General features: G+C 32.1%; 23 protein-coding genes. 8 read left to right on the top strand and 15 right to left on the bottom strand.

The window, feature by feature from the left end; translation table 11 throughout:
- Nucleotides 1–4: 4 nt before the first annotated feature.
- From Q385_RS0105910 to Q385_RS0105955, 10 genes are all read right to left on the bottom strand, one after another.
- Nucleotides 5–448, bottom strand: a complete 444-nt coding sequence (locus Q385_RS0105910) for a ribosome maturation factor RimP (protein ID WP_028950783.1) — start codon at nucleotides 446–448, stop codon at nucleotides 5–7.
- Nucleotides 449–547: 99 nt separating this feature from the next.
- A complete protein-coding gene (gene frr, locus Q385_RS0105915; protein WP_028950784.1) occupies nucleotides 548–1102 on the bottom strand; it encodes a ribosome recycling factor in 555 nt (184 codons plus the stop codon).
- 12 nt (nucleotides 1103–1114) lie between these two features.
- Nucleotides 1115–1825 carry a UMP kinase gene (gene pyrH / locus Q385_RS0105920; RefSeq protein ID WP_028950785.1) on the bottom strand — a complete coding sequence of 237 codons (711 nt, stop codon included), beginning with the start codon at nucleotides 1823–1825 and terminating at the stop codon, nucleotides 1115–1117.
- Between the two features lie 3 nt (nucleotides 1826–1828).
- Nucleotides 1829–2422: a translation elongation factor Ts gene (tsf, locus tag Q385_RS0105925; protein WP_028950786.1), complete on the bottom strand. Its 594-nt coding sequence runs from the start codon at nucleotides 2420–2422 to the stop codon at nucleotides 1829–1831.
- A gap of 1 nt (nucleotide 2423) precedes the next feature.
- Complete coding sequence (gene rpsB / locus Q385_RS0105930) at nucleotides 2424–3290, bottom strand: 30S ribosomal protein S2 (protein ID WP_028950787.1); 867 nt, start codon at nucleotides 3288–3290, stop codon at nucleotides 2424–2426.
- Nucleotides 3291–3392: 102 nt separating this feature from the next.
- Entirely contained in the window at nucleotides 3393–4301 is a 909-nt protein-coding gene (locus tag Q385_RS0105935) for an AEC family transporter (protein WP_028950788.1), read from the bottom strand.
- A complete protein-coding gene (gene secA, locus Q385_RS0105940) occupies nucleotides 4302–7094 on the bottom strand; it encodes a preprotein translocase subunit SecA (RefSeq protein WP_028950789.1) in 2793 nt (930 codons plus the stop codon).
- Between the two features lie 23 nt (nucleotides 7095–7117).
- Nucleotides 7118–7612: a signal peptidase II gene (lspA, locus tag Q385_RS0105945; protein WP_028950790.1), complete on the bottom strand. Its 495-nt coding sequence runs from the start codon at nucleotides 7610–7612 to the stop codon at nucleotides 7118–7120.
- Nucleotides 7612–8043, bottom strand: coding sequence for a TraR/DksA family transcriptional regulator (locus Q385_RS0105950; protein ID WP_028950791.1), 432 nt, complete (start codon nucleotides 8041–8043; stop codon nucleotides 7612–7614). Before Q385_RS0105950 ends, lspA begins: the two co-directional genes overlap by 1 nt.
- A 51-nt stretch (nucleotides 8044–8094) precedes the next feature.
- On the bottom strand, nucleotides 8095–9159 hold the full coding sequence (locus Q385_RS0105955; RefSeq protein WP_028950792.1) for a flagellar brake protein: 1065 nt from the start codon (nucleotides 9157–9159) through the stop codon (nucleotides 8095–8097).
- Nucleotides 9160–9229: 70 nt separating this feature from the next.
- On the opposite strand from Q385_RS0105955, the gene alr reads away from it, so the two are divergent.
- The 4 genes from alr to Q385_RS0105975 are packed head-to-tail and all read left to right on the top strand — an operon-like array spanning nucleotide 9230 to nucleotide 13185.
- Nucleotides 9230–10300, top strand: a complete 1071-nt coding sequence (gene alr, locus Q385_RS0105960; RefSeq protein WP_051524406.1) for an alanine racemase — start codon at nucleotides 9230–9232, stop codon at nucleotides 10298–10300.
- A gap of 1 nt (nucleotide 10301) precedes the next feature.
- Nucleotides 10302–11657, top strand: a complete 1356-nt coding sequence (locus Q385_RS0105965) for a sigma-54-dependent transcriptional regulator (RefSeq protein ID WP_028950794.1) — start codon at nucleotides 10302–10304, stop codon at nucleotides 11655–11657.
- Between the two features lie 2 nt (nucleotides 11658–11659).
- Nucleotides 11660–11845 (top strand): tautomerase family protein, encoded by a 186-nt coding sequence (locus Q385_RS0105970; RefSeq protein WP_028950795.1) that lies wholly within the window; start codon nucleotides 11660–11662, stop codon nucleotides 11843–11845.
- 41 nt (nucleotides 11846–11886) lie between these two features.
- On the top strand, nucleotides 11887–13185 hold the full coding sequence (locus tag Q385_RS0105975) for an ATP-binding protein (RefSeq protein WP_028950796.1): 1299 nt from the start codon (nucleotides 11887–11889) through the stop codon (nucleotides 13183–13185).
- On the opposite strand, the gene Q385_RS0105980 is transcribed toward Q385_RS0105975, so the two are convergent.
- Genes Q385_RS0105980 through rlmB form a run of 5 tightly spaced genes read right to left on the bottom strand, consistent with a single transcriptional unit; the run spans nucleotide 13169 to nucleotide 17477 of the window.
- Nucleotides 13169–13765, bottom strand: coding sequence for an anthranilate synthase component II (locus Q385_RS0105980; RefSeq protein ID WP_028950797.1), 597 nt, complete (start codon nucleotides 13763–13765; stop codon nucleotides 13169–13171). The genes Q385_RS0105975 and Q385_RS0105980 overlap by 17 nt on opposite strands.
- A gap of 48 nt (nucleotides 13766–13813) precedes the next feature.
- On the bottom strand, nucleotides 13814–14812 hold the full coding sequence (gap, locus tag Q385_RS0105985; protein ID WP_028950798.1) for a type I glyceraldehyde-3-phosphate dehydrogenase: 999 nt from the start codon (nucleotides 14810–14812) through the stop codon (nucleotides 13814–13816).
- A gap of 15 nt (nucleotides 14813–14827) precedes the next feature.
- Complete coding sequence (locus tag Q385_RS0105990) at nucleotides 14828–16129, bottom strand: UDP-N-acetylmuramoyl-tripeptide--D-alanyl-D-alanine ligase (RefSeq protein WP_028950799.1); 1302 nt, start codon at nucleotides 16127–16129, stop codon at nucleotides 14828–14830.
- Nucleotides 16126–16737, bottom strand: coding sequence for a class I SAM-dependent methyltransferase (locus Q385_RS0105995; RefSeq protein ID WP_028950800.1), 612 nt, complete (start codon nucleotides 16735–16737; stop codon nucleotides 16126–16128). The genes Q385_RS0105990 and Q385_RS0105995 overlap by 4 nt, the downstream gene beginning before the upstream one ends.
- Nucleotides 16734–17477, bottom strand: coding sequence for a 23S rRNA (guanosine(2251)-2'-O)-methyltransferase RlmB (gene rlmB / locus Q385_RS0106000; RefSeq protein WP_028950801.1), 744 nt, complete (start codon nucleotides 17475–17477; stop codon nucleotides 16734–16736). The genes Q385_RS0105995 and rlmB overlap by 4 nt, the downstream gene beginning before the upstream one ends.
- A gap of 69 nt (nucleotides 17478–17546) precedes the next feature.
- Here rlmB and Q385_RS0106005 point away from each other — a divergent pair, with 69 nt between their 5' ends.
- From Q385_RS0106005 to Q385_RS0106020, 4 genes are read left to right on the top strand one after another with little or no spacing between them, the layout of a single operon-like run.
- Nucleotides 17547–17771 (top strand): DUF2905 domain-containing protein, encoded by a 225-nt coding sequence (locus Q385_RS0106005; RefSeq protein WP_028950802.1) that lies wholly within the window; start codon nucleotides 17547–17549, stop codon nucleotides 17769–17771.
- Nucleotides 17771–18781, top strand: a complete 1011-nt coding sequence (gene queA, locus Q385_RS0106010; RefSeq protein WP_028950803.1) for a tRNA preQ1(34) S-adenosylmethionine ribosyltransferase-isomerase QueA — start codon at nucleotides 17771–17773, stop codon at nucleotides 18779–18781. The genes Q385_RS0106005 and queA overlap by 1 nt, the downstream gene beginning before the upstream one ends.
- Nucleotides 18782–18839: 58 nt before the next feature.
- Entirely contained in the window at nucleotides 18840–20117 is a 1278-nt protein-coding gene (locus tag Q385_RS0106015; RefSeq protein ID WP_051524407.1) for a sensor domain-containing diguanylate cyclase, read from the top strand.
- Nucleotides 20114–20947, top strand: a complete 834-nt coding sequence (locus Q385_RS0106020) for a 4-(cytidine 5'-diphospho)-2-C-methyl-D-erythritol kinase (protein WP_028950805.1) — start codon at nucleotides 20114–20116, stop codon at nucleotides 20945–20947. Before Q385_RS0106015 ends, Q385_RS0106020 begins: the two co-directional genes overlap by 4 nt.
- Nucleotide 20948 lies beyond the last annotated feature (1 nt).

Here is a 20948-nt window from a genome sequence, read left to right on the forward strand (position 1 = left end):
ACTCCTAAAAATCTAATTTTGTTTGTGATATTTTATCTAAAGGTATTTCTATTACTATGTTGTCCTGTTTTAATTTAACTATGTTATCTTCAAGACCTTCTAAAACACCTTTAAACGTCCTTTTATCGTCTATGGGTTCTTTTGTTTTAATAACAACATCTTTACCTTTGAATATGTTGTATTCTTCAACGTTTTTAAACTTTCTGTCTAATCCAGGGGATGATACTTCTAAAGTGTAAGATGTTTTTATTAAGTCTTCAACATCTAAAATAGAACCTATTCTTTGGCTTACATACTCACAATCATCTATAGAAGTCCCTTCAGGGTTGTATATATATATTCTAAGTACTGGTCTTTTACCTGTAATATACTCTATATCGACTAATTTTAAACCTCTATTTTCCAATATTGGAGTTAATAATTCTTTAACTTTGTCTTCTAACTTCATTCTTTCCCCAAATTAAAATTTTAAGAATATTAATTTTATCATAAATTAAGCTAAATTTTGAAAAAGAAAAGAGAGGGAGGAAAACTCCTTTTAAGATTTTTATATAGACAAAATTTCTTTTTCTTTTGATTCTGCCAATTGGTTTATTTCTTCAATGTATTTGTCAGTTAATTTTTGGAGTTTTTCTAATGCTTTTTTGACGTCATCTTCTGAAAAGCCTTCTTTTTTAAGTTTTTCTATATTTTCTTTCTCGTCTCTTCTTATGTTTCTTACAGCAACTCTTGCCTCTTCCGCAAATTTATGTATTATTTTAACCACCTCTTTTCTTCTTTCTTCTGTCATTGGTGGAAGGTTTAGTCTTATTGTGTTTCCTTCTGTTTGAGGATTAGCACCAATGTTTGCTTCCATTAAGGCTTTCTCTATTGATTTTACTGCACCTTTATCCCACGTTTGAATTACTATTTGAGACGGTTCAGGTGTGGAGATCGTTGCAAGTTGTTTTAAAGGTATTTCAGACCCGTAATACTCAACTTTTATATTTTCAACTAATCCAGTTGATGCTCTTCCTGTTCTAATACCTGCAAGTTCTTCTTTGAATTTTGCTACAGCACCTTTCATTCTTTTTTCAGCTTCTTTAAGGTACTCCTCTATCATCCCTAAACCTCCTTACCTTACTATTGAACCGACGTCTTCTCCAAATACTATTTTTCTCAAGTTTCCTTTTTTCTTTATGTTGAAGACCGCTATAGGAAGTTTGTTTTCCATACAGAGTGTCAAAGCTGTATGATCCATAACTTTAAGATTTTTGTTTATTGCGTCTAAGTAGGATATCTCTTTTAAAAGTTTTGCATCGCTATGTTTCATAGGGTCTTTATCGTAAACGCCGTCTACTTTTGTTGCTTTTAAAAGTAAATCTGCTTTTATCTCAGCAGCTCTTAATGCTCCTGTTGTGTCTGTAGTAAAAAAAGGGCTTCCAGTTCCAGCTGCAAAAATAACTATTCTACCTTTTTCAAGGTGTCTTATTGCTCTTCTTCTTATGTAAGGCTCTGCAATTTGTCTCATCTCAATAGCGGACATTACTCTGGTAGGGACGTCTTTCTTCTCTAAAGCATCTTGTAAAGCCAAAGCGTTCATTACAGTTGCCAGCATTCCCATATAATCCGCAGTGGCTCTGTCAAGTCCCATTTCCGTGCCTTTTATACCTCTAAATATGTTTCCACCACCTATTACAATAGCTATCTGTACTCCTATATCGTAAACATCTTTTATCTCATCACAAAGTTCACTTACAAAAAGGGGATCAATCCCGTAATCTTGATCCCCCATTAGAGCTTCACCTGATAGCTTAAGGAGTATTCTTTTATAAACTAAAGGCAATTTTTACTCTCCTAATTCGTATCTGCAGAATCTTCTTACTTGGATATTTTCTCCTATTTTTGCTATGTATTCTTTAATAAGTTCTTCTATGGTTTTTTTGTCATCTTTTATGTATGGTTGTTCGTAAAGACAGACTTCTTTGTAGAATTTTTCTAACTTTCCTTCTGCTATTTTTTCTGCTATATGAGGAGGTTTTCCTTCTGCTATAGCAGCTTCTCTTGCAATTTCTCCTTCTTTTTCAACTACTTCTCTTGGTACATCTTCTCTTTTTACGTATTGAGGTTTCATCGCTGCAATTTGTAGAGCTATCTCGTTTGCAAGCTCTTTAAATAAATCGTTTCTTGCTACAAAGTCTGTCTCACAGTTTAACTCAAGTAAAACACCTATTCTTCCACCTGCATGTATATAGGCATGTATTAAACCTTCTTTTGTTTCTCTTCCAGCTTTCTTAGCTGCTTTTGCAACACCTTTTTTCCTGAGTATTTCAACTGCTAACTCTAAATCCCCATTTGCTTCTTCTAAAGCTGATTTACACTCAAGCATTCCAGCTCCAGTCATTTCTCTTAATGTTTTAACTAACTTTGCATCTACCGCCATATTATAACTCCTCCTTTGCTTCTTCTACAGATTCTTTTGCTTCTTTTTCAACTATTTCTGAAAGTCTTTCTTCTTTAGAATGGTTTTTAGCTCCCATATAACCCGATTCTACTACCTCTGATTCTTTTGCAAGGAGTTCCTCTTCAATTGTTTTTGTTTCAACAGCTGTTCCTAAGCTTTCTCTCATTTTCTTTCCTTCTATAACTGCATCTGCAATTTTAGAGGTGATTAGACTTATAGCTTTTATTGCGTCGTCGTTTCCTGGTATTGGGTAGTCTATTTTGTCAGGGTCGCAGTTTGTATCTGCTATAGCTACAACTGTAACTCCAAGTTTGTTTGCTTCTGTTACAGCTAAATCTTCTCTAACTGTATCTACTACGAAGATAATGTCTGGAACTCTGTTCATATCAACTATACCTTTTAGGTACTTTTCAAGTTTTTCTTTTTGTTTTTTTAACTTCATAACTTCCTTTTTAGGAAGAATCTCAAATGCACCTTCGGCTTCCATCTTTTGAAGTTTTCTAAGTTTTGCTATGCTTTTTCTAACTGTTTGGAAGTTAGTAAACATTCCACCAAGCCATCTGTAGTTAACGTAGTAAGCTCCACATCTCTGAGCCTGTTCTTCTATGATGGCTTGAGCTTGCTTTTTAGTTCCCAAGAACAGTACTTCCGCACCGTTTCCCACTTCATTGATAATAAAGTCTATAGCCTGTTTGAAAAGTGGCACTGACTTAGATAGGTCAATGATATGAATGCCGTTTCTTTTTGTGTAGATGTACGGCTTCATCTTTGGGTTCCATCTTCTGACCTGATGGCCAAAGTGTACTCCAGCTTCTAAAAGCTCTCTCATGCTGATTTCTACTGACATAAAAATACCTCCTATAAGGGTTTTTTCTTCCGCTTTCTCTAAGTTTTAACCCTGATAGTAGGGCAACCCTCAAAGAGAAAGCGTGCTTAGTTAAGTATATTATTATACCACATTTTCTAATATGTAGTATATCAAAGGTACTGATAAAAAACTTAAAATAACACCTAAAGCAACTGAAGATACGGCTATATCTTTGTTTAAATTAGCTTCTATTACAAAAATTGATGCTAAAACCATTGGTGGCATTGAAAGTTGTAATATAGCAACCTTCCACGGAAGAGTTAATGAAACTCCTATAATTAAGAGCATGATTAAAACACTCAAAGGTAGTAAAAGTTGTTTTATGAATAAAACTAAAGATATGATTTTTATATCTTTTTTAATAGATGAAAATCTTAAGTTCATACCTACAGAAAAAAGAATAAGAGGTATTACGGTAGAACCAAGCATATCCAGTATTTTCAAAACTATACTTGGAAGCTGAAAAGGTTTTAAAGATAGTGCTATTAGAAGGGCGGTAAAAGGTGGAAAAAGAAGAAGTTTTTTCAAATCTACTTTAAACGACTTCTCTTCTTTTGCAAAGGATATAAGTATGGGAGCAAGGATGTAAATAGGTAAAAACATTGCAAGATTGTCAAAGATAACCGCATACCTTAAACCTTCACTTCCGTAAAGGGAGAGTATAAAAGGATAGCCTAAAAATCCTGTGTTTGCAAAGGTAGAAACCATGACAAAGGAGATTGCTGATTTTTTGTCAAGTTTAATTAATGTGGCTACTTTGTAAGAAAAGAGAATGTTGAGTATAAGTGCTATCCATCCTGTAAGTAAAGCCATAAAAACATCAGAGGTAAACTTTAAATGGTAAATGTTGTTAATAACTAAAGCTGGGAACCCTACGTGCATTATAAAATCTACATAGGGTTTTGAGTAATTTTCTGGAAATATTTTTATTTTTCTATAAATGTATCCAAGGGAAAAGAAGAAAAAGATTATAGTTAAGTTTTGTATCATCTATTTATTTTTTCTTCTTTCCATTCTGTTTTTGTACTTTATAACTTTCTTTTTCTTCTCTTCCTCTTTATTTGTATCAGCCTTTTTTAGAGTTTTTTCAGCTTCTTTCTCTTTTTTAGCTTTTTCTTCTTCTAAAACTTCTTCTGATTGGACTTGAAGTTTGTATAAGTACTCTAAAGTGTTGTATTTTAACTTAAACATCATATCTTCAAACAGCTCAAAAGATTCTTTCTTATACTCTACAAGAGGGTCTCTCTGAGCGTATCCTCTTAAGTAAACACTCTCTCTTAATCTGTCAAGATTGTGTAAGTGGTCTTTCCAAAGATTGTCTAAAACCTGTAGTGTCATGTATCTTTCAAACTCTCTCATAAGAGAGCTTCCTAATTTTTCTTCTTTTTGATTGTAGTACTCCTCAAGTTGTTTTAGGATATACTCTTCAAGCTCTTTTCTGTCCCATTCTCTATCTGTAAGAATCTCTATGTCTAAACCAAGCCACTCTTTAAAGGTTTTCTTTAACTCTTCAAAATCCCATTTTTCCTGATACTGGTCTGCAGGAGCATACTTATCTAAGAAGTATAAGACTATATCTGTAAGCCAAAGTTTAATTTCATCTTTAAGGTTTACACCCTCTAATATATCTTTTCTTAATGAGTATATAACCTGTCTTTGTTTGTTCATTACATCGTCAAACTCAAGGAGCCTTTTTCTTATCTGGAAGTTTTGCCCTTCTACTCTTTTTTGTGCGTTTTCTATGGCTTTTGATACCATTGTACTTTCTATAGGTTCATTCTCTGGTATTTTTAGTCTATCCATCAACGCTTTAAGTCTATCACCACCAAACAGTCTAAGTAGGTCATCTTCAAGGGATAGATAGAATCTGGAGCTTCCAGGGTCACCCTGTCTACCTGCTCTACCTCTTAGCTGGTTGTCTATCCTTCTACTTTCGTGTCGTTCTGTACCTATTACTGCAAGACCTCCCAGTTCTATAACTTTTTGTTTTTCTTCTTGGGTTATCTTCTGTGCTTCTTTTAGAGCTTGGGCGTACTGTTCTTCCGTTGCTGTTTCTGGGGTTAGTCCTTTCTTTTTAAGTATCTCTTTTGCTAAAAATTCAGGGTTTCCACCAAGTAGAATATCTGTTCCTCTACCTGCCATATTTGTTGATATAGTAACAGCTCCTATTCTACCTGCTTGAGCTATTATCTCTGCTTCTCTTTCGTGATTTTTTGCGTTTAGGACGTTATGGGGTATTCCTTTTTTCTTTAATAATCCTGACAAGTATTCAGAAGTTTCAACGGACACAGTTCCTACTAAAACAGGTCTTCCTTGTTTATGAAGCCTTTCTATCTCTTCTATAACTTGGTTGAATTTTTCTTTCTTTGTTTTGTAAACTAAGTCGGGGTAATCTATTCTTTTTACAGGTTTGTTTGTAGGTATAACTAAAACGTCAAGGTTGTATATCTCTTTAAACTCTAAGGCTTCTGTTTCGGCTGTTCCTGTCATTCCTGCAAGTTTTTTATACATTCTAAAGTAGTTTTGGAAGGTTATAGATGCAAGAGTCTGGTTTTCTGCTTGAATTTTTACTCCTTCTTTTGCCTCTATCGCCTGATGAAGACCGTCAGACCATCTTCTTCCAGGCATAAGTCTTCCTGTAAACTCATCAACTATTATAACTTCTCCGTCTTTTACAACATAATCCACATCCCTGTGATAGAGAGTGTTTGCCCTTAGAGATTGATTTATTGCATGGAGAATATCAACGTTTCTTGGGTCATAGAGATTTTCTAAGTTAAAGTACTTTTCTGCTTTTTCTACTCCTTTTTCTGTTAAGACTGCTGTTTTATTTTTTTCATCAACGGTGTAATCTTCATCTTTTATAAGTGTTTTAACAAAAGCATCTGTCATGTAATAGATAGATACATCTTCTCCAGATGGTCCAGATATTATAAGAGGCGTTCTTGCTTCATCTATAAGGATTGAGTCTACTTCGTCTACAATTGCATAATGATGACCTTTTACCTGTACCATCTGGTCTTTTGAAAATACCATATTATCTCTTAAGTAGTCAAAGCCAAATTCGTTGTTTGTTCCGTAAGTTATATCAGCTTCATAAGCAGACCTTCTATCACTTTCTACTGCAACTGTAAAGAAATCTTTTCTTGCTTCTACATCAAACTTTTCTGGTGGTAAAAGCTCACCAAAAAACCCTTTTTCCCATACTCTTTTATCTAACTCTAAAGCTCTTTTAAACTTTTCTTCATCTGCCCATTCAATTAAATAAGAAACGTGATTAGTATTTATTACCCCAACAGATAAACCTAAGAATTTATAGATAGAACCCATTGTAATTGCGTCTCTTTTTGCCAGATAATCGTTTACTGTAACAAGATGAACGCCTTTTCCCGTTAAAGCGTTAAGGTAGATTGATATAGCAGCAACTAAGGTTTTTCCTTCTCCCGTTTTCATCTCCGCAATCATACCTTTGTGTAAGGCAAGGGCACCTATAAGCTGAACGTCAAAAGGACGAAGTCCCAGAGTTCTTTTTGCAGCTTCCCTTGCCAGTGCAAAAGCAAGTGGTAGCTCCTCTACAATCTCTCCTCCTGTTATTGCCTCTGATAGATGATTATCGCTTCTTACTTTTTCTATAAGTTTTAAACTTTCCTGTCTTATCTCCAAGTTGGATAATGGGTCAAGCTCAGGCTCTAATTTATTTATTTTCTCAACTATTGATTTTAACTTTTTTATCTCTCTTTCGTTTTTTGTTCCAAAAAGTTTTTTTACTAAAAACCCTATCAAAACTTCCTCCTAAAACAACCTAATTAACTATTTATTATACTCTTCTTTTTTAGATAAAGTTCATAGAATATGAATAATCCTATTCCTACAGTGATTGAAGCATCTGCTATATTAAAAGCTGGCCAATGATGGTCTTTTATGTAAAAATCTAAAAAATCCCTTACCTGTCCTAAAAGAAATCTATCGTAAAGGTTGCCTAACGAACCGCCACCTATCAAAGAAAGTGAAAAAATTTCTACATATGATAGTTTGTCTTTAGATTTAAGAAAGTAAACTATAACAACTACAATAGCTACTATAGAAGACCCTACCAGAATAAATTTTCTTACGTAATCTGGAGCTTCTGCCAACATTCCAAAAGCTGCACCTTTATTCCAAACCAGAGTTAAGTCAAAAAAATTTGGAATTATAGATATAGTTTTACCTTGTAAAAAGTTTTCTGCTAAGTATTTTGTGGTTAAATCTAAAAAAAATACAAAAAAGAAAATATACCAAAAAGCTATATTTTTTCTGTTCATTACTCAGCCTGAAGATTTTTAGATTCTTCTTCTTCTCCTAATGCTGGTGGAATGATATTGTATATCATTTCTTCTTCGTTTCTTTGCTGGAACTGTCTTACTATCTCTTCATTTTGGCTACAATCTATACAGAGTCTAACCCAAGGTATTGCTTCTAACCTTTTTTCTCCTATAACTGCACCACATTCTTCACAGATACCGTATGTTCCACTATCTATCTTTCTCAAAGCAAGGTCTATAAGGTATAAAGTTTCTCTATCTGCTTGTGTAAGTTTGTAATGAGTTTCTCTACTTAATTCATCTGTTACTGTATCAGCATCATCTCCTACACCTGTTTTTTCATTTATGTCGCTTTTAGCTGACTCTTCTAAAGATTTTAAAATTTGATTTCTTTTTTCTAAAAGCTTCTCCCTGATTTTTTCTAAATCCATAGTTTAAACCTCCAAAAATAAGCAATAATGATATACTAAAATATAACTTTGTCAAGATTGTTTTTTATAAAGCTCTGCCAATCTTTTTTGTTCTTTTCTAACAAATTCAAATATATGTTTTTGTTGAAATTCTTTAATATCTGTGAACTTAACACCATAACAAAGTATGTTTTGTTTTTCGTGAATATTAACAATTTCTGCTTCTTCTTGGAATTCTTTTTCTAAGAGATTGAAAGAAAGTAAGATTTTATCTCCTATCAATAGTTTCAATTTATCTTTTTCTTCTGGGTTTATACATACTTTTGCTCCTGAAGGGCTTATATCTAAAATCTTAGCTATAATCCATAGAAGAATTTCTTGTCCATCTTTTTTTTCTTTTTTACCCAATAAAGATTCTATTTCTACTTCAACCCTTGGATATTCTCTCCTTTGAATCCTAATTAGTTCAAAAGTGTGAGGGATTTTAACGATAACCCTTCCATTTTCATTTATAACATCTATAACCTGTCCCTCTAAAGTATAGGCAGCATCTGATTTTCTTATAAAGGATACTTTTACTCTATCTTCAGGTTTTATTGTTGGAATGGTTTTATCTGTTATGACCCAATACATGTAAAGCTCATCTTTGTCGTAAAGAGCAACATTGTAAGTTATACCTTCCTCTGTTTTTAGTTTACCACCTTGGAAAAGTTCAATATCTTTACTGGTTGTAATAGGTACAAAGTAGGGTACATAATCAAATCCAAGTTTTTCTCTCATTTCCTTTATTAAATTTTCATCAATGTTAGGGTTTTCCTTTATGTATACATCTATAATCTTTTCAAAAGGTGCTTTAAACTCTATTGCAAGAAACGGGTCTCTTCCCAATTTTTTTGAATAATCCCAAATTATTTTTATTTGCTCATCTGTTAGATTTTTTTCTTTTGTGTATCTCATAAAATCTTCTTTTTGTTTTTTAGCTCTTAACTTTTTTGATAAATTACCTAAAACAATTGCCATCAAAATGAGAGAAATTATAAATAAAAGAAGAAATATTACCGCATTAATATCTGTGCCACTTAACTTTTCTACCGCTTTTTGATATCCTTCTACTGCTAAATTTCTGTTGTTATCCATCTTAAAAACCAGTTTTTGCTAATTATGATATCATATTTCTTAAGAAAAATTTTAAATATAAAGGACAGGATTGGATTTTATTAGAAGTGTTGCCTTAGTAAATACAGAAAATCTAAAAAAAAATGTAGAAAATGTATATAAATTTTCCAATAAAAAGATTTTTGCAGTAGTCAAAGCAGATGCTTATGGACATGATGCTGAAATAGTATCAAAAGCGTTGTCTTCTTTGGATTTTATTGAAGGTTTTTGTGTTGCTACTGCTTATGAAGGGTATCTTTTAAGAAACTTTGGAATAGAAAAATCTATAATTGTTTTAGGTGGTATATTAAAGCAAGAGTTGGAGCTGTTTAATCAGTGCAGTTTAATACCAGTGATTTCAGATTTTTTTCATCTTGAAGTAGCAGAAAATCTAAAATTTAAAAAGATACATATAAAGTTTGATACAGGGATGAGAAGACTTGGTTTTTATGGTTCTGATATAGAAAAGTTAAAAGAAAAAATAAAAGGATTTGAGATTGAAGGGATTTTGTCCCATTTACCGTCAGCTGACACAGACCCTGAATATACTAAAAATCAGATAGAAGACTTTAAAAGAATATTAAAAAAGATAGATATTAATCCAAAGTATATTCATATACAAAACTCTGCTGGTGTTGTGTATGACTGTCCCTTTTGTAATACTATCAGATTAGGTATTGCTATGTATGGAGAAAAACCTACACAAAATTATCCGATAGACCTTTACCCTGTTATGACAGTTCTATCTAAGGTAATATCTGTTAAAAACATTAAAAAAGGGGATAAAATATCTTACTGTGGAACTTTTACAGCTGATAGAGATATGAAGGTTGCAGTAGTTTCTTTTGGTTATGCAGATGGTCTTCCAAGGGCTTTATCTAACAAAGGATATGTGCTCATAAACGGAAAATACTGTAAAATACTTGGAAATGTTACTATGGACATGACTATTGTAGACGTTTCGGATTTAGATGTGGTTAATGTAGGAGATGACGTTGTAATTGTTGGAAAAAGTAAAGATAAAGAGATAAAATTTTCTGATATTGCAAATCTATCTGGAACTATTGCTTACGAGATTATGTGTGGTATATCTAAAAGAGTTGTTAGAGAAGAGGTAAAGTAAAATGTTAAACATTTTAATTGTAGATGATGAAAAAAACATTCAAGATTTAATGAAAGATATTTTAACAGATGAAGGCTATTTGGTTGAAACTACTGGTAGTATAACTTCTGCTAAAGATTTGATTAAAAAGAACTCATACGATGTGATTTTTTTAGATGTTTGGCTCCCAGATGGTGAAGGTTTAGACTTAATACCGTTTATAAAAGAAAATGCTCCTAATACCAGCATAATTATGATTTCTGGTCATGCAAACATTCCAATAGCTGTTAAAGCTATTAAAGAAGGTGCATTTGACTTTTTGGAAAAGCCTTTATCAACAGAAACTATAATAGCAACGATTGAAAAGGTAGAAAAGCAGATAAAAGTAAGACAGAGTCTTGAATATTTTAAAGAAAAAGAAGAAAAACAGATAGAGATAATAGGAAACAGTCCGAAAATATTTGAGTTAAAAAGACAGATTGAAAAGGTGGCAAAAACAAACGCTTGGGTTATGATTTTAGGCGAAAATGGAACAGGTAAAGAGCTTGTAGCAAAGTCTATCCATTATCAGTCCCCAAGAAAAGATTATCCTTTTGTTGATATAAACTGTGCAGCTATTCCTGATGAACTTTTTGAAGCAGAATTTTTTGGATATGAAAAAGGAGCATTTACAAACGCATTTACAAGAAAAATAGGAAAGCTTGAACTTGCTGACAAAGGAACATTGTTTTTAGATGAAGTTGCAGATATGAGTTTATCATCTCAGGCAAAACTTCTTAGAGTCTTAGAAGAAAAGCAGTTTTCAAGACTTGGTAGTAATACAAAAATTACAGTTGATTTAAGAGTTATCTCTGCAACAAACAAAGACATACAAAAAGAAGTTGAAAAAGGAACATTTAGACAAGACCTTGCTTTTAGACTTTCAGTTATTCCTATACATGTCCCACCTTTAAGAGAAAGAGGAGAAGATATCCTTTTACTTGCAGACTACTTTTTAAAGAAGTTTTCTATAGAGAATAAAGTAGAGCCACCTGAACTGTCTGATGAAGTAAAAAATACATTTTTAAATTACAGCTGGCCTGGAAACGTTAGAGAGCTGAAAAATCTAATGGAAAGATTAGTGATACTAAACAGCGAATCTGTTATTTACAATAAAGACCTACCTCCACATATGCTTGGTAATGTAAAAGTAGAAAAAGAAGAGGTAATCCCGATAACTATAAGGCCTTTAAAAGATGCAAAAGAAGAATTAGAAAAACAGATGATAAAAAAAGCTTTAAAAGTTTATAACAACAATCTAAAAGAAGTTGCAAAAGCTTTAGATATAGACTTATCTTCCCTTTATAGAAAAATTAAACAGTACAATTTGGAGGAGTAAAGATGCCTTACGTAAATGTAAAAGTTGCAGGAAAACTTACAAAAGAACAAAAAGAAAAGATAGTAGAAGGAATAACAAAGCTTTTAGAGGAAGTTGCAAATAAACCTCCTCAATCTACTTACGTCGTAATAGATGAAGTAGAAAGAGAAAACTGGGGTAAAGGTGGAAAACTACTTAGTGATATTTAAAATTTCCTTCTAAAAAGGAAAAATTACGGTAAAATTTCCTTATGAAAAGGAAAGAATTATTTAAACAACTTATTATTGAATTTCACCAGTATGGTATACCTGACTTTATTGAAAGAGAGTTAAAACTTCCTGTAAATACAGGTAAAATAATATCCGTAATTGGTGTTAGAAGAAGTGGAAAAACTTATTTGATATTTCAAACGATAAAAAAGCTTTTAGAAAATGTTCCAATTGAAAGAATAATTTATATAAACTTTGAAGATGAGAGAATAAATATAACTTCAGAAGAATTATCACTTATTTTAGAAGCTTATAAGGAGCTCTATCCAAATATTCCTTTAAAGGATTTATACTTATTTTTTGACGAGATTCAAAATATAACAGGTTGGGAAAAGTTTATTAGAAGGGTTTACGATAGATATACAAAAAATATCTATATCACAGGTTCAAACTCTAAGCTTTTATCAAAGGAAATAGCGACAGCTTTAAGAGGAAGGACTTTATCTTATGAAGTTTTTCCTCTCTCTTTTAAAGAGTATCTTGCTTTTAAAGACCTATCTTTTGAAGAAAAAGATTTTTACAACATAGAGAAAAGGGGTTTATGGAAAAAAGAGTTTTTAGGGTATTTAGAGTATGGTGGTTTTCCTGAGGTAGTTTACTTAAACGATAAAAATTTAAAACTTAAAACTTTACAAAACTACTTTGAGGTGATGATTTATAAAGATTTAGTAGAGAGGTTTGAAATAAAAAATCCTTTAATCCTCAAATACTTTATAAAAAGGATAATTGAGAATTTAGGAAAACCTTTATCTGTTAACAATATATTCAACGAGCTTAAATCTCAGGGCTATAAAATTAGCAAAGATGCACTTTATCAATATCTTGAATATATTGAAGATATTTATCTTTCTATAATTATAAAAAAATACTCAAAATCAATTTTAAAATCTGAGCTTTCTCAAAAAAAAGCGTATATAGTTGACAACGGTCTTGTAAATGCTTTATCTTTCTCTTTTAAAGGTGTTTATGGAACTTTATTGGAAAATCTTGTAGTGAAAGAGTTTAGATTAAGAGGTTATGAAATTTTTTATTTTAAAGAAAATAAAGAGTGTGATTTGATAATCTTAAATAAATATCAAACAATGCCTATACAAGTAAGCTACAGTCTATCTGATAAAAAAACAATGGAAAGAGAGTTAAATGGGCTACTGGAAGCTGTAAAGTTTTTAAACGTTAAAAAGGGAGTTATCCTTACTTTTGATGATTTTGATACTACTACAATTGATGGTGTAGAGGTTCAGATTCTACCTGCTTATTACTATTTTACTGTTTTAGCGTAGTTTTTGAGGCTTTTGCAAGATGGACAAAGTTTTCTAAAAGTTTTAGACCGTATTCTGTAAGTATTGATTCAGGGTGGAACTGAACGCCCCAGATAGGATACTTTTTATGCTCTATAGCCATAATCTCTCCATCGTCTGACCTTGCTGTAATTTCTATATCTTCAGGTAAAGTAGATTCGTCTATAACGAGAGAGTGATACCTTACTGCATTAAAAGGATTTGGTATGCCTTCAAAAAGACCTTTTTCATTATGGTATATTTTTGAAGTTTTTCCATGCATAAGACATTTTGCTTTTACTATTTTCCCACCAAAAGCCTGTCCTATAGACTGATGTCCCAAACAAACGCCAAGTATTGGATAAACACCTTTAAACTCTTTTATAACGTCAACTGATATTCCAGCTTCATTTGGAGTGCATGGACCAGGAGATATAACTATAGCATCTATGTTGTCCATACGCTTTATATCTTCTATGGTTATCTCATCGTTTCTCTTTACTAAAACTTCTTGCCCAAGTTCGTAAAAGTACTGGACTATGTTGTAAGTAAAAGAGTCGTAGTTATCTATCATTAGTATCATTTTTCTACCTTCTAAATTAATTGGGGGATTTATCCCCCAATTGTAAAGTTATCCAGCATTTTTTATAAATAAAACTAAATCTTTTAATCTTGTAGAGTAGCCATATTCGTTATCGTACCACGATGCTACGTGAACTAAATTGCCTCCTATAACTTGTGTTAAAAGAGAGTCAAAGATTGAGGAAGCAGGGTTTCCTACTATGTCTGAAGATACTACAGGGTCTTCACAGTATGCAAGGATTCCTTTCATCTCTCCTTCTGAGTACTTTTTCATAGCTGCGTTTACTTCTTCTACTGTTGTATCTTTTTCTACAACTACAGTTAAGTCTATTAAAGACCCGTCTGCTACAGGAACTCTTCTTGCTGTACCATCTAATTTTCCTTTCACTTCAGGAATAACTTCCCCTAAAGCTTTTGCAGCTCCAGTTGTAGTTGGAACAATGTTTACAGCTGCCGATCTTGCTCTTCTTAAATCTTTGTGTGGTAAATCTAATATTCTCTGGTCGTTTGTATAAGCGTGGGTTGTTACCATATAACCGTACTTTATACCAAACTCTTTTTGCAGGACTTTAACTATAGGTGCAAGGGCGTTTGTAGTACATGATGCGTTTGAAATAATGTTATGATTTTTAGGGTCGTACATCTCTTGGTTTACACCTAAAACAATTGTTATATCTGGATTTTTAGCAGGAGCTGAAATAATAACTTTTTTTGATCCAGCTTGAAGGTGTTTTTCTGCATCTTCTCTCTTTGTAAATACTCCTGTAGATTCTATTACAACATCAACTTCTAAATCTTTCCAAGGGAGCTGTGAAGGATCTTTTACAGCTGTTATCTTTATCTCTTTTCCATTTACTATTATAGAGTTTTCTGTTGCTTTTACATCTGCATCGTATATACCGTGAACTGAATCATACTTTAAAAGATGTGCCAAAGTTTTTGCATCTGTTAGGTCGTTAATCGCTACTATCTCTATTCCTTCTACACCATTTGCTATTCTGAAAAAGTTTCTTCCGATTCTTCCAAATCCGTTAATTGCAACTCTCATAATGTTTCCTCCATGTTAATTTCCTAAATATTTTATCACTTCTTCCATTTTCATGCCACGGGAACCTTTTATTAAAACAGTTGGATTAAGGTTTTCTAACTTTTTTATCTGGTATGCAATCTCTTTTTTATCTGCATATATAACTGGCTTTTTTCCTTCCAGGTCCTGCTTTATATATTTTGTTTCTTCTCCATATAAGAATACATAGTCAATGTTTGTTTTCACTATCTCTCTGGCTATGTTTCTGTGTAGTTTTTCTGATTCTTTTCCCAGTTCTAACATATCTCCTAAAACGAGTACCTTTACAGTTGGTATTTCATTTAAAGTTTCTATGGCATTTTTTACAGATAAAGGGTTTGCGTTGTAAGAGTCATCTATGATTGTTATGTTGCCTATTTTTAAAATCTTTCCTCTACCTTCAATCTGGCTAAAATCCTTTAAAACTTCTAAGCTTTTAATAGGGTCTAAACCTAAGTGATAAAGTACTCCTGCTACAGCTCCTGTATTTTTAAAAACTCCTTTGTTAAAAATAGGTATGGTTAAGTCTAAAACTTGATTTTTGTAAGCTATTTTTCCAGCTGTTCCCTCAGGTGTTATTCTTATGCCGTATACTTTTATATCTCCTTCTTCTCCAAAGGTTATGAATTTTTTCAGTTTATCTTTGTAGTGGTGTAAAAGGTCAAACGGTAAGACGTGGTAATGTGCCTTGTTGAATATCTCTCCTTTTCCTTTTATTATGTTTTCAAAACTGCCAAACTTTTCTACGTGGGCGTGTCCTACTGACACTAAAACAGCTACATCTGGATTTACTATCTCATTTAAATAATCTATATCTCCTACTTTTCCAGCTCCCATTTCTATGATTGCAATGTGAGTATTTTCTGGTGTGTTTGATAGTGTTAACGGAACGCCTATCTCGTTGTTGTAATTTCCTGAAGTTGAATGGGTTTTGTAAAATTTAGATAAAACAAAGTTTAAAAGCTCTTTTGTTGAAGTTTTCCCACTGCTTCCTGTAATACCTACTACAGTGTCAATACTTTTTCTTTTATAAATGGCAATTTTTTTTAATGCTTGATAAGTGTCTTTTACAAGTATGCCGTTTTTAAAGTTTAAAGATTTTTCTGTTAAGTATCCTACAGACCCTCTGTTTAAAGCATCTTCTATGTAGTTGTGGCCGTCTGTGGTTCCTTTTAGTGGAATAAATACACCGCCTTCTGATGATTTTCTACTATCTATTGTGAAAGAGTTAACCTCTAAATCTCTCTCAAAATTTAAAATCTGTCCTTCAACTACCTTAGCTAAATCTGTTAATCTCACTTCCTACCTACCATTAAAAATATAGGGTATTCTCTATTTTGCCCATCTCTTTCTTTTACTACAGTATAAGCTATATCGTATTTAACGTCTTTAAAGCCTACCTTTTCAAAAAGAGAATTTAACTCTTCTAAATTAAAGCCAAAATGCTCTACCCCTTCGTTATCGTCGTGAAATGTTCCATCTTCTTTTACAAGGTCAGCTATCGCTATATATCTTCCTTCGTTTAGCAAAGAGTAAAATTTTTTAAGAATGTTTTGAGTGTCTTTAACGTGGTGAAGAGCCATAGAGCTTACTATAACGTCAAACTTCTGGTCAATATCCTGTTTTTCTAAATCTAAGTTTAAAACTTCTACGTTATCTATGTTGTTCTCTTTAGCTTTCTTTAAAAAAACTTCACACATACCTTTGGAGCTGTCTACACCTACAGCTTTTCCAACCTCATCAATCAGGAAGAACGTAAGCAATCCAGTGCCACAACCAAAGTCAAGTAATTTCATGTCTTTATTTAAAGAAATATGTTTTTTTATACTTTCTGCTACATTTTTAGCTATGTTTACTCTCATTGGTTTTTCATCCCAAGTTAGAGCTGCTATATCAAATTTACTCATTTTAAAGTCTCCTTCTTTTTAAATACTTCCCAAAGTGCTATTGCTGTTGCGTTTGATACGTTAAAAGATGTAATTTTACCTTTCATAGGTATTGATGCAACTATATCAGCTTCTTCTAACACAGACTTTGACACTCCTTTACCTTCAGACCCAACCACTAATGCAAGCGGAAATGGAAAATCTATTTCGTGTATGTTTTTACCACCTTTTTCTACTGCTACAACCCAACCGCCTTTTTTCTTAAACTTTTCTAATGTGTTTCTAAGACTTCCTACTTTTGCTATAGGAAGGTAAAACACAGCTCCCGTTGAAGCTTTTACAACCACCTCATTTATAGGGCTTGACCTTTCTTTTGGAAGTACTATACCGCTTACACCTAATATTTCAGATGTTCTCATTATACTTCCTACGTTTTGAGGGTCTGTAATGTGGTCTAAAACAACTAAAATACCTTTTTCTTTGATGACTTTGTCTATAAGTTTATCTTCATTCCAATATTGAATAGGGCTTACCAGTGCAACAACACCTTGAGTTTTTTTAGTGCCTGCCAACTCCTCTACTTTCTGTCTTGGAACCTTTTGGACTTTTACCTTTTTTTCTTCTGCTAACTTTAAAAGCTCTTTTGGTGGATGAGAGTCATGGGCTACAAGAATTTTTTCTAAGCTCCTTCCAGACCTTAGAGCTTCTATTACTGGATTTCTGCCCCATATAACTAACTTTTCACTTTTTTCTTCTTTCAAAAAGTCTCTCCTTGATAAATTCTTTAATTAATGTTAAATTATACTATCACAAATTGGCAAAAGGTAATGATGGAAACCATAGGAAAGAGTCTCGTATTTTTAGGTTTGGTTTTGGTAGTTATGGGATTTTTATTTATTTTTTTAGAAAAACTACCTTTTGGACTAGGAAAACTTCCTGGTGATATACTGATTAAAAAGGATAACTTTACGTTTTACTTTCCTTTAGCTACATCTTTACTTTTAAGTGTTATTCTTTCTTTAATACTTATGCTACTATCTAAGTTATCTAAGTGATGAAGCTATCAGATTTTGATTACTATCTTCCTAAAGAATTCATTGCAAAGTATCCTATAGAGCCAAGAGATAGTTGCCGTTTAATGGTTTTAAATAGAGAAAAAAAGTCTATAGAACATAGAATATTTAGAGACATTATTGAGTATCTTCAAGAAGGAGATTTACTTGTTTTAAATGATACAAAGGTTATACCTGCAAGATTAATTGGAAAAAGGGAAAAAACAGGTGCTAATATAGAGGTTTTTTTACTTAAACCTGTGGAAGATACTATCTGGGAAGCTCTTATAAAAAACGTAAGAAGGTTAAAACCAAAAGATAAAATAGTTATAGCTCAGGATTTTTTTGTAGAATTTTTAGAAAGACAAGAAGATAAAGCAATAGTAAAACTCCACAGTAAAGACCTAAAAAAAGATTTAGAAAATTACGGACACATTCCCCTTCCCCCATACATCGAAAGACCAGATGAAGAAAAAGATAAACAGCTTTATCAAACCGTATTTGCAAAAAAAGAAGGCTCTGTAGCATCTCCAACAGCTGGACTTCACTTTACAGAAGAGCTTTTACAGAGGATAAAAGATAAAGGTGTAAACATAACTTACCTAACTTTACACGTAGGACTTGGAACGTTTAAACCTGTGAAAGAACAGGATATTACAAAACATAAAATGCACGAAGAGTTTTATAGTATTCCACAAGAGTCTTTAGAGCTTATTCAAAAAACAAAAGAATCAGGAAAGTCAGTTATAGCAGTAGGAACAACAGTTGTTAGAACCCTTGAATCTTTTGCCCTTACAGGTAAAACCGAAGGTTATACAGACATCTTCATCTATCCACCTTTTGAGTTTAAAATAGTAGATAAACTTATAACAAACTTTCACCTGCCAAAATCTACTTTACTTATGCTTGTATCAGCTTTTGCTTCTAAAGATTTTATCCTTGAGGCTTACAATGAAGCTGTAAAACAAAAGTACAGATTTTTTAGCTACGGTGATGCTATGTTTATAGTATAAAAATATTTTTTTACGATATAATATTTTTTGTATAGATAGGAATGATAGGATGAAAAAAATGCCATACAAACTTTTAGAAAGATTTAAAGACAGGATAAAAAGAGAATTCTGGGAAGGGAAAATAAAAACTTTTCATAAACAAATTCAAGATATTATTTCTGAGTTTGAAACATTTTACGATAAAAGCATATCCATATCTATCTTAACACAGAATGATAAAATATATTTAAAAAGGTTTGTTAAAAGATACATTAAACATTACCTATTAAAGTATCCAGACGAGAAATATTTAATTAATCTTTACAATGCAGGAAAAAGATTGTTTATGAAGGGTTTTACAGATGATATCCTTTTAGAGGTTTATAAAATAATATACAAATCAGTTGAAAAAAAAGATGATATTTTAAAAGAAAAAATTAATTTTGACTTTTTAGTTATACTAAGACCTTACATAAACTACTCTTTAGAGGAAGAGAAAAAGCTAATCAAAGATAGTAATGTAGAGACTGTTTTATCCCTTCAAGAAGCTGCTAAAATACATCTTAAAAATAAAAATAAGTTTCTAAAATCTATTGCTGACGGTGATATGGAAATATTATCTAATCTTCCAGACTACAAAAACTGTGAATTTACAAAGTGGCTGGTAGAATACGGGCAAAGATTTTTTGATGAACAATCTTATAAAGAAGTTTGGCATCTACATAAGATTTTTCACGAAAAGTTTGATAAAGTTAGACATATTTACTCTGAAAATAGAGAAAATAATAGTTTGGCAGTGTATATCCTTTTAAAGGATATAGAAAATACTTCTTTAAAACTCCTGTTTATTCTAAATAAGATATCTTTAGAGAATGTTTCAAAAATAGCATTGAAAGATTCTTTAACAGGATTTTTTAACAGACATATACTGGACACTATTCTATCTAAAGAGATTAGTAGAAGTAAAAGGTACAGGTATAAAATATCTATGCTTATGATGGATTTAGATAACTTTAAAAAAGTAAATGATACTTACGGTCATTTAGCTGGAGATGAAGTTTTAATGCACTTTTCAAGAATAGTTAGGAAAAACCTAAGAGATTCTGATTATCCATTTAGATACGGAGGAGAAGAGTTTTTAATTCTTTTACCACATACTAATGTCAACGGAGCTTTTGTTGTTGCAGAAAGAATAAGAAAAGAAGTTGAGCGTTATAAATTTCCTGTAGTTGGGAAAATAACTGTAAGTTGTGGTGTTAGAGAGATCCAAAATTTAGATAATCCGTACCTTGACATTGAAGAAGCTGACAGATATCTTTATATAGCAAAAAGAACCGGGAAAAACAGGTGTGTATGAAAGTATTGCTCTCACCAGCAAAAGTTAACATAGGTTTATGGATTGTAGGAAAAAGGGATGATGGATACCATAATATATCTTCTTTTTTTCATACAGTAGATTTGTACGATAGGATATTTATAAAACCTTCACATAATTTAACTGTAAAATGCTCTCTTTTAGACCCTGATTTACAAGAAGAAAAAAACATAGTTTATAAAACTGTTGTTCTTTTTGAAAAGATTACTGGAATAAATCAAAACTGGGAGATTTTTATTGAAAAAAACATTCCAGTAGGCGGTGGGCTTGGTGGTGGTAGCTCTAACGCTGCTGTAGTTTTACAGTTTTTAAACACTTACTATGGAAACCCCCTTTCAGAAAAAGACCTTTTTGACTTGGCAGTTAAGATAGGAGCTGACGTTCCTTTTTTCCTTAAAGGTGGTTTTGCTTTAGCAGAAGGTGTAGGAGAAAAATTAACGTTCTTTGACCAAAGACTTAATGATGAGCTGTTTTTAATCTATCCTAATGTTAAATCTAACACAGGTGAAGTTTACTCAAAAGTTGATAAAAATATGTTGACAAACAAAGATGATTTGAATATAATATTAAATCTGATAAGTGAATACGGTACTAAAAAGATTTTTGAAGTAGCAGAAAATAAATTAGGTGATGTAGCTAAAACGCTATATCCTGAAATTGAAGAAGTTTACAAATTTTTAGAGTATTTAGGTTATAAACCGTTTATAACGGGAAGTGGTAGCACTGTTTACTGTGTAGGCAGTCCTTTACAAGAAGTAGAGACTGCCTGTAAAGTTAGAAATTGGAAGTTGATTAAAACAAGATTCAAATAAA

Origin of the sequence: Sulfurihydrogenibium subterraneum DSM 15120, from assembly GCF_000619805.1 — a bacterium.
GTDB lineage: Bacteria > Aquificota > Aquificia > Aquificales > Hydrogenothermaceae > Sulfurihydrogenibium > Sulfurihydrogenibium subterraneum.

Bases quoted from the DNA above. Each gene is read 5' to 3' on its own strand.
- rpsB (WP_028950787.1), bottom strand. From the start codon at position 3,290: ATGTCAGTAGAAATCAGCATGAGAGAGCTTTTAGAAGCTGGAGTACAC.
- queA (WP_028950803.1), top strand. From the start codon at position 17,771: ATGAAGCTATCAGATTTTGATTACTATCTTCCTAAAGAATTCATTGCA.
- Q385_RS0106015 (WP_051524407.1), top strand. From the start codon at position 18,840: ATGCCATACAAACTTTTAGAAAGATTTAAAGACAGGATAAAAAGAGAA.
- Q385_RS0105910 (WP_028950783.1), bottom strand. From the start codon at position 448: ATGAAGTTAGAAGACAAAGTTAAAGAATTATTAACTCCAATATTGGAA.
- Q385_RS0105955 (WP_028950792.1), bottom strand. From the start codon at position 9,159: ATGGATAACAACAGAAATTTAGCAGTAGAAGGATATCAAAAAGCGGTA.
- gap (WP_028950798.1), bottom strand. From the start codon at position 14,812: ATGAGAGTTGCAATTAACGGATTTGGAAGAATCGGAAGAAACTTTTTC.
- Q385_RS0105950 (WP_028950791.1), bottom strand. From the start codon at position 8,043: ATGGATTTAGAAAAAATCAGGGAGAAGCTTTTAGAAAAAAGAAATCAA.
- Q385_RS0105965 (WP_028950794.1), top strand. From the start codon at position 10,302: ATGTTAAACATTTTAATTGTAGATGATGAAAAAAACATTCAAGATTTA.
- Q385_RS0106020 (WP_028950805.1), top strand. From the start codon at position 20,114: ATGAAAGTATTGCTCTCACCAGCAAAAGTTAACATAGGTTTATGGATT.
- lspA (WP_028950790.1), bottom strand. From the start codon at position 7,612: ATGAACAGAAAAAATATAGCTTTTTGGTATATTTTCTTTTTTGTATTT.
- Q385_RS0105980 (WP_028950797.1), bottom strand. From the start codon at position 13,765: ATGATACTAATGATAGATAACTACGACTCTTTTACTTACAACATAGTC.
- Q385_RS0106005 (WP_028950802.1), top strand. From the start codon at position 17,547: ATGGAAACCATAGGAAAGAGTCTCGTATTTTTAGGTTTGGTTTTGGTA.
- Q385_RS0105975 (WP_028950796.1), top strand. From the start codon at position 11,887: ATGAAAAGGAAAGAATTATTTAAACAACTTATTATTGAATTTCACCAG.
- Q385_RS0105970 (WP_028950795.1), top strand. From the start codon at position 11,660: ATGCCTTACGTAAATGTAAAAGTTGCAGGAAAACTTACAAAAGAACAA.
- frr (WP_028950784.1), bottom strand. From the start codon at position 1,102: ATGATAGAGGAGTACCTTAAAGAAGCTGAAAAAAGAATGAAAGGTGCT.
- tsf (WP_028950786.1), bottom strand. From the start codon at position 2,422: ATGGCGGTAGATGCAAAGTTAGTTAAAACATTAAGAGAAATGACTGGA.
- Q385_RS0105995 (WP_028950800.1), bottom strand. From the start codon at position 16,737: ATGAGTAAATTTGATATAGCAGCTCTAACTTGGGATGAAAAACCAATG.
- Q385_RS0105935 (WP_028950788.1), bottom strand. From the start codon at position 4,301: ATGATACAAAACTTAACTATAATCTTTTTCTTCTTTTCCCTTGGATAC.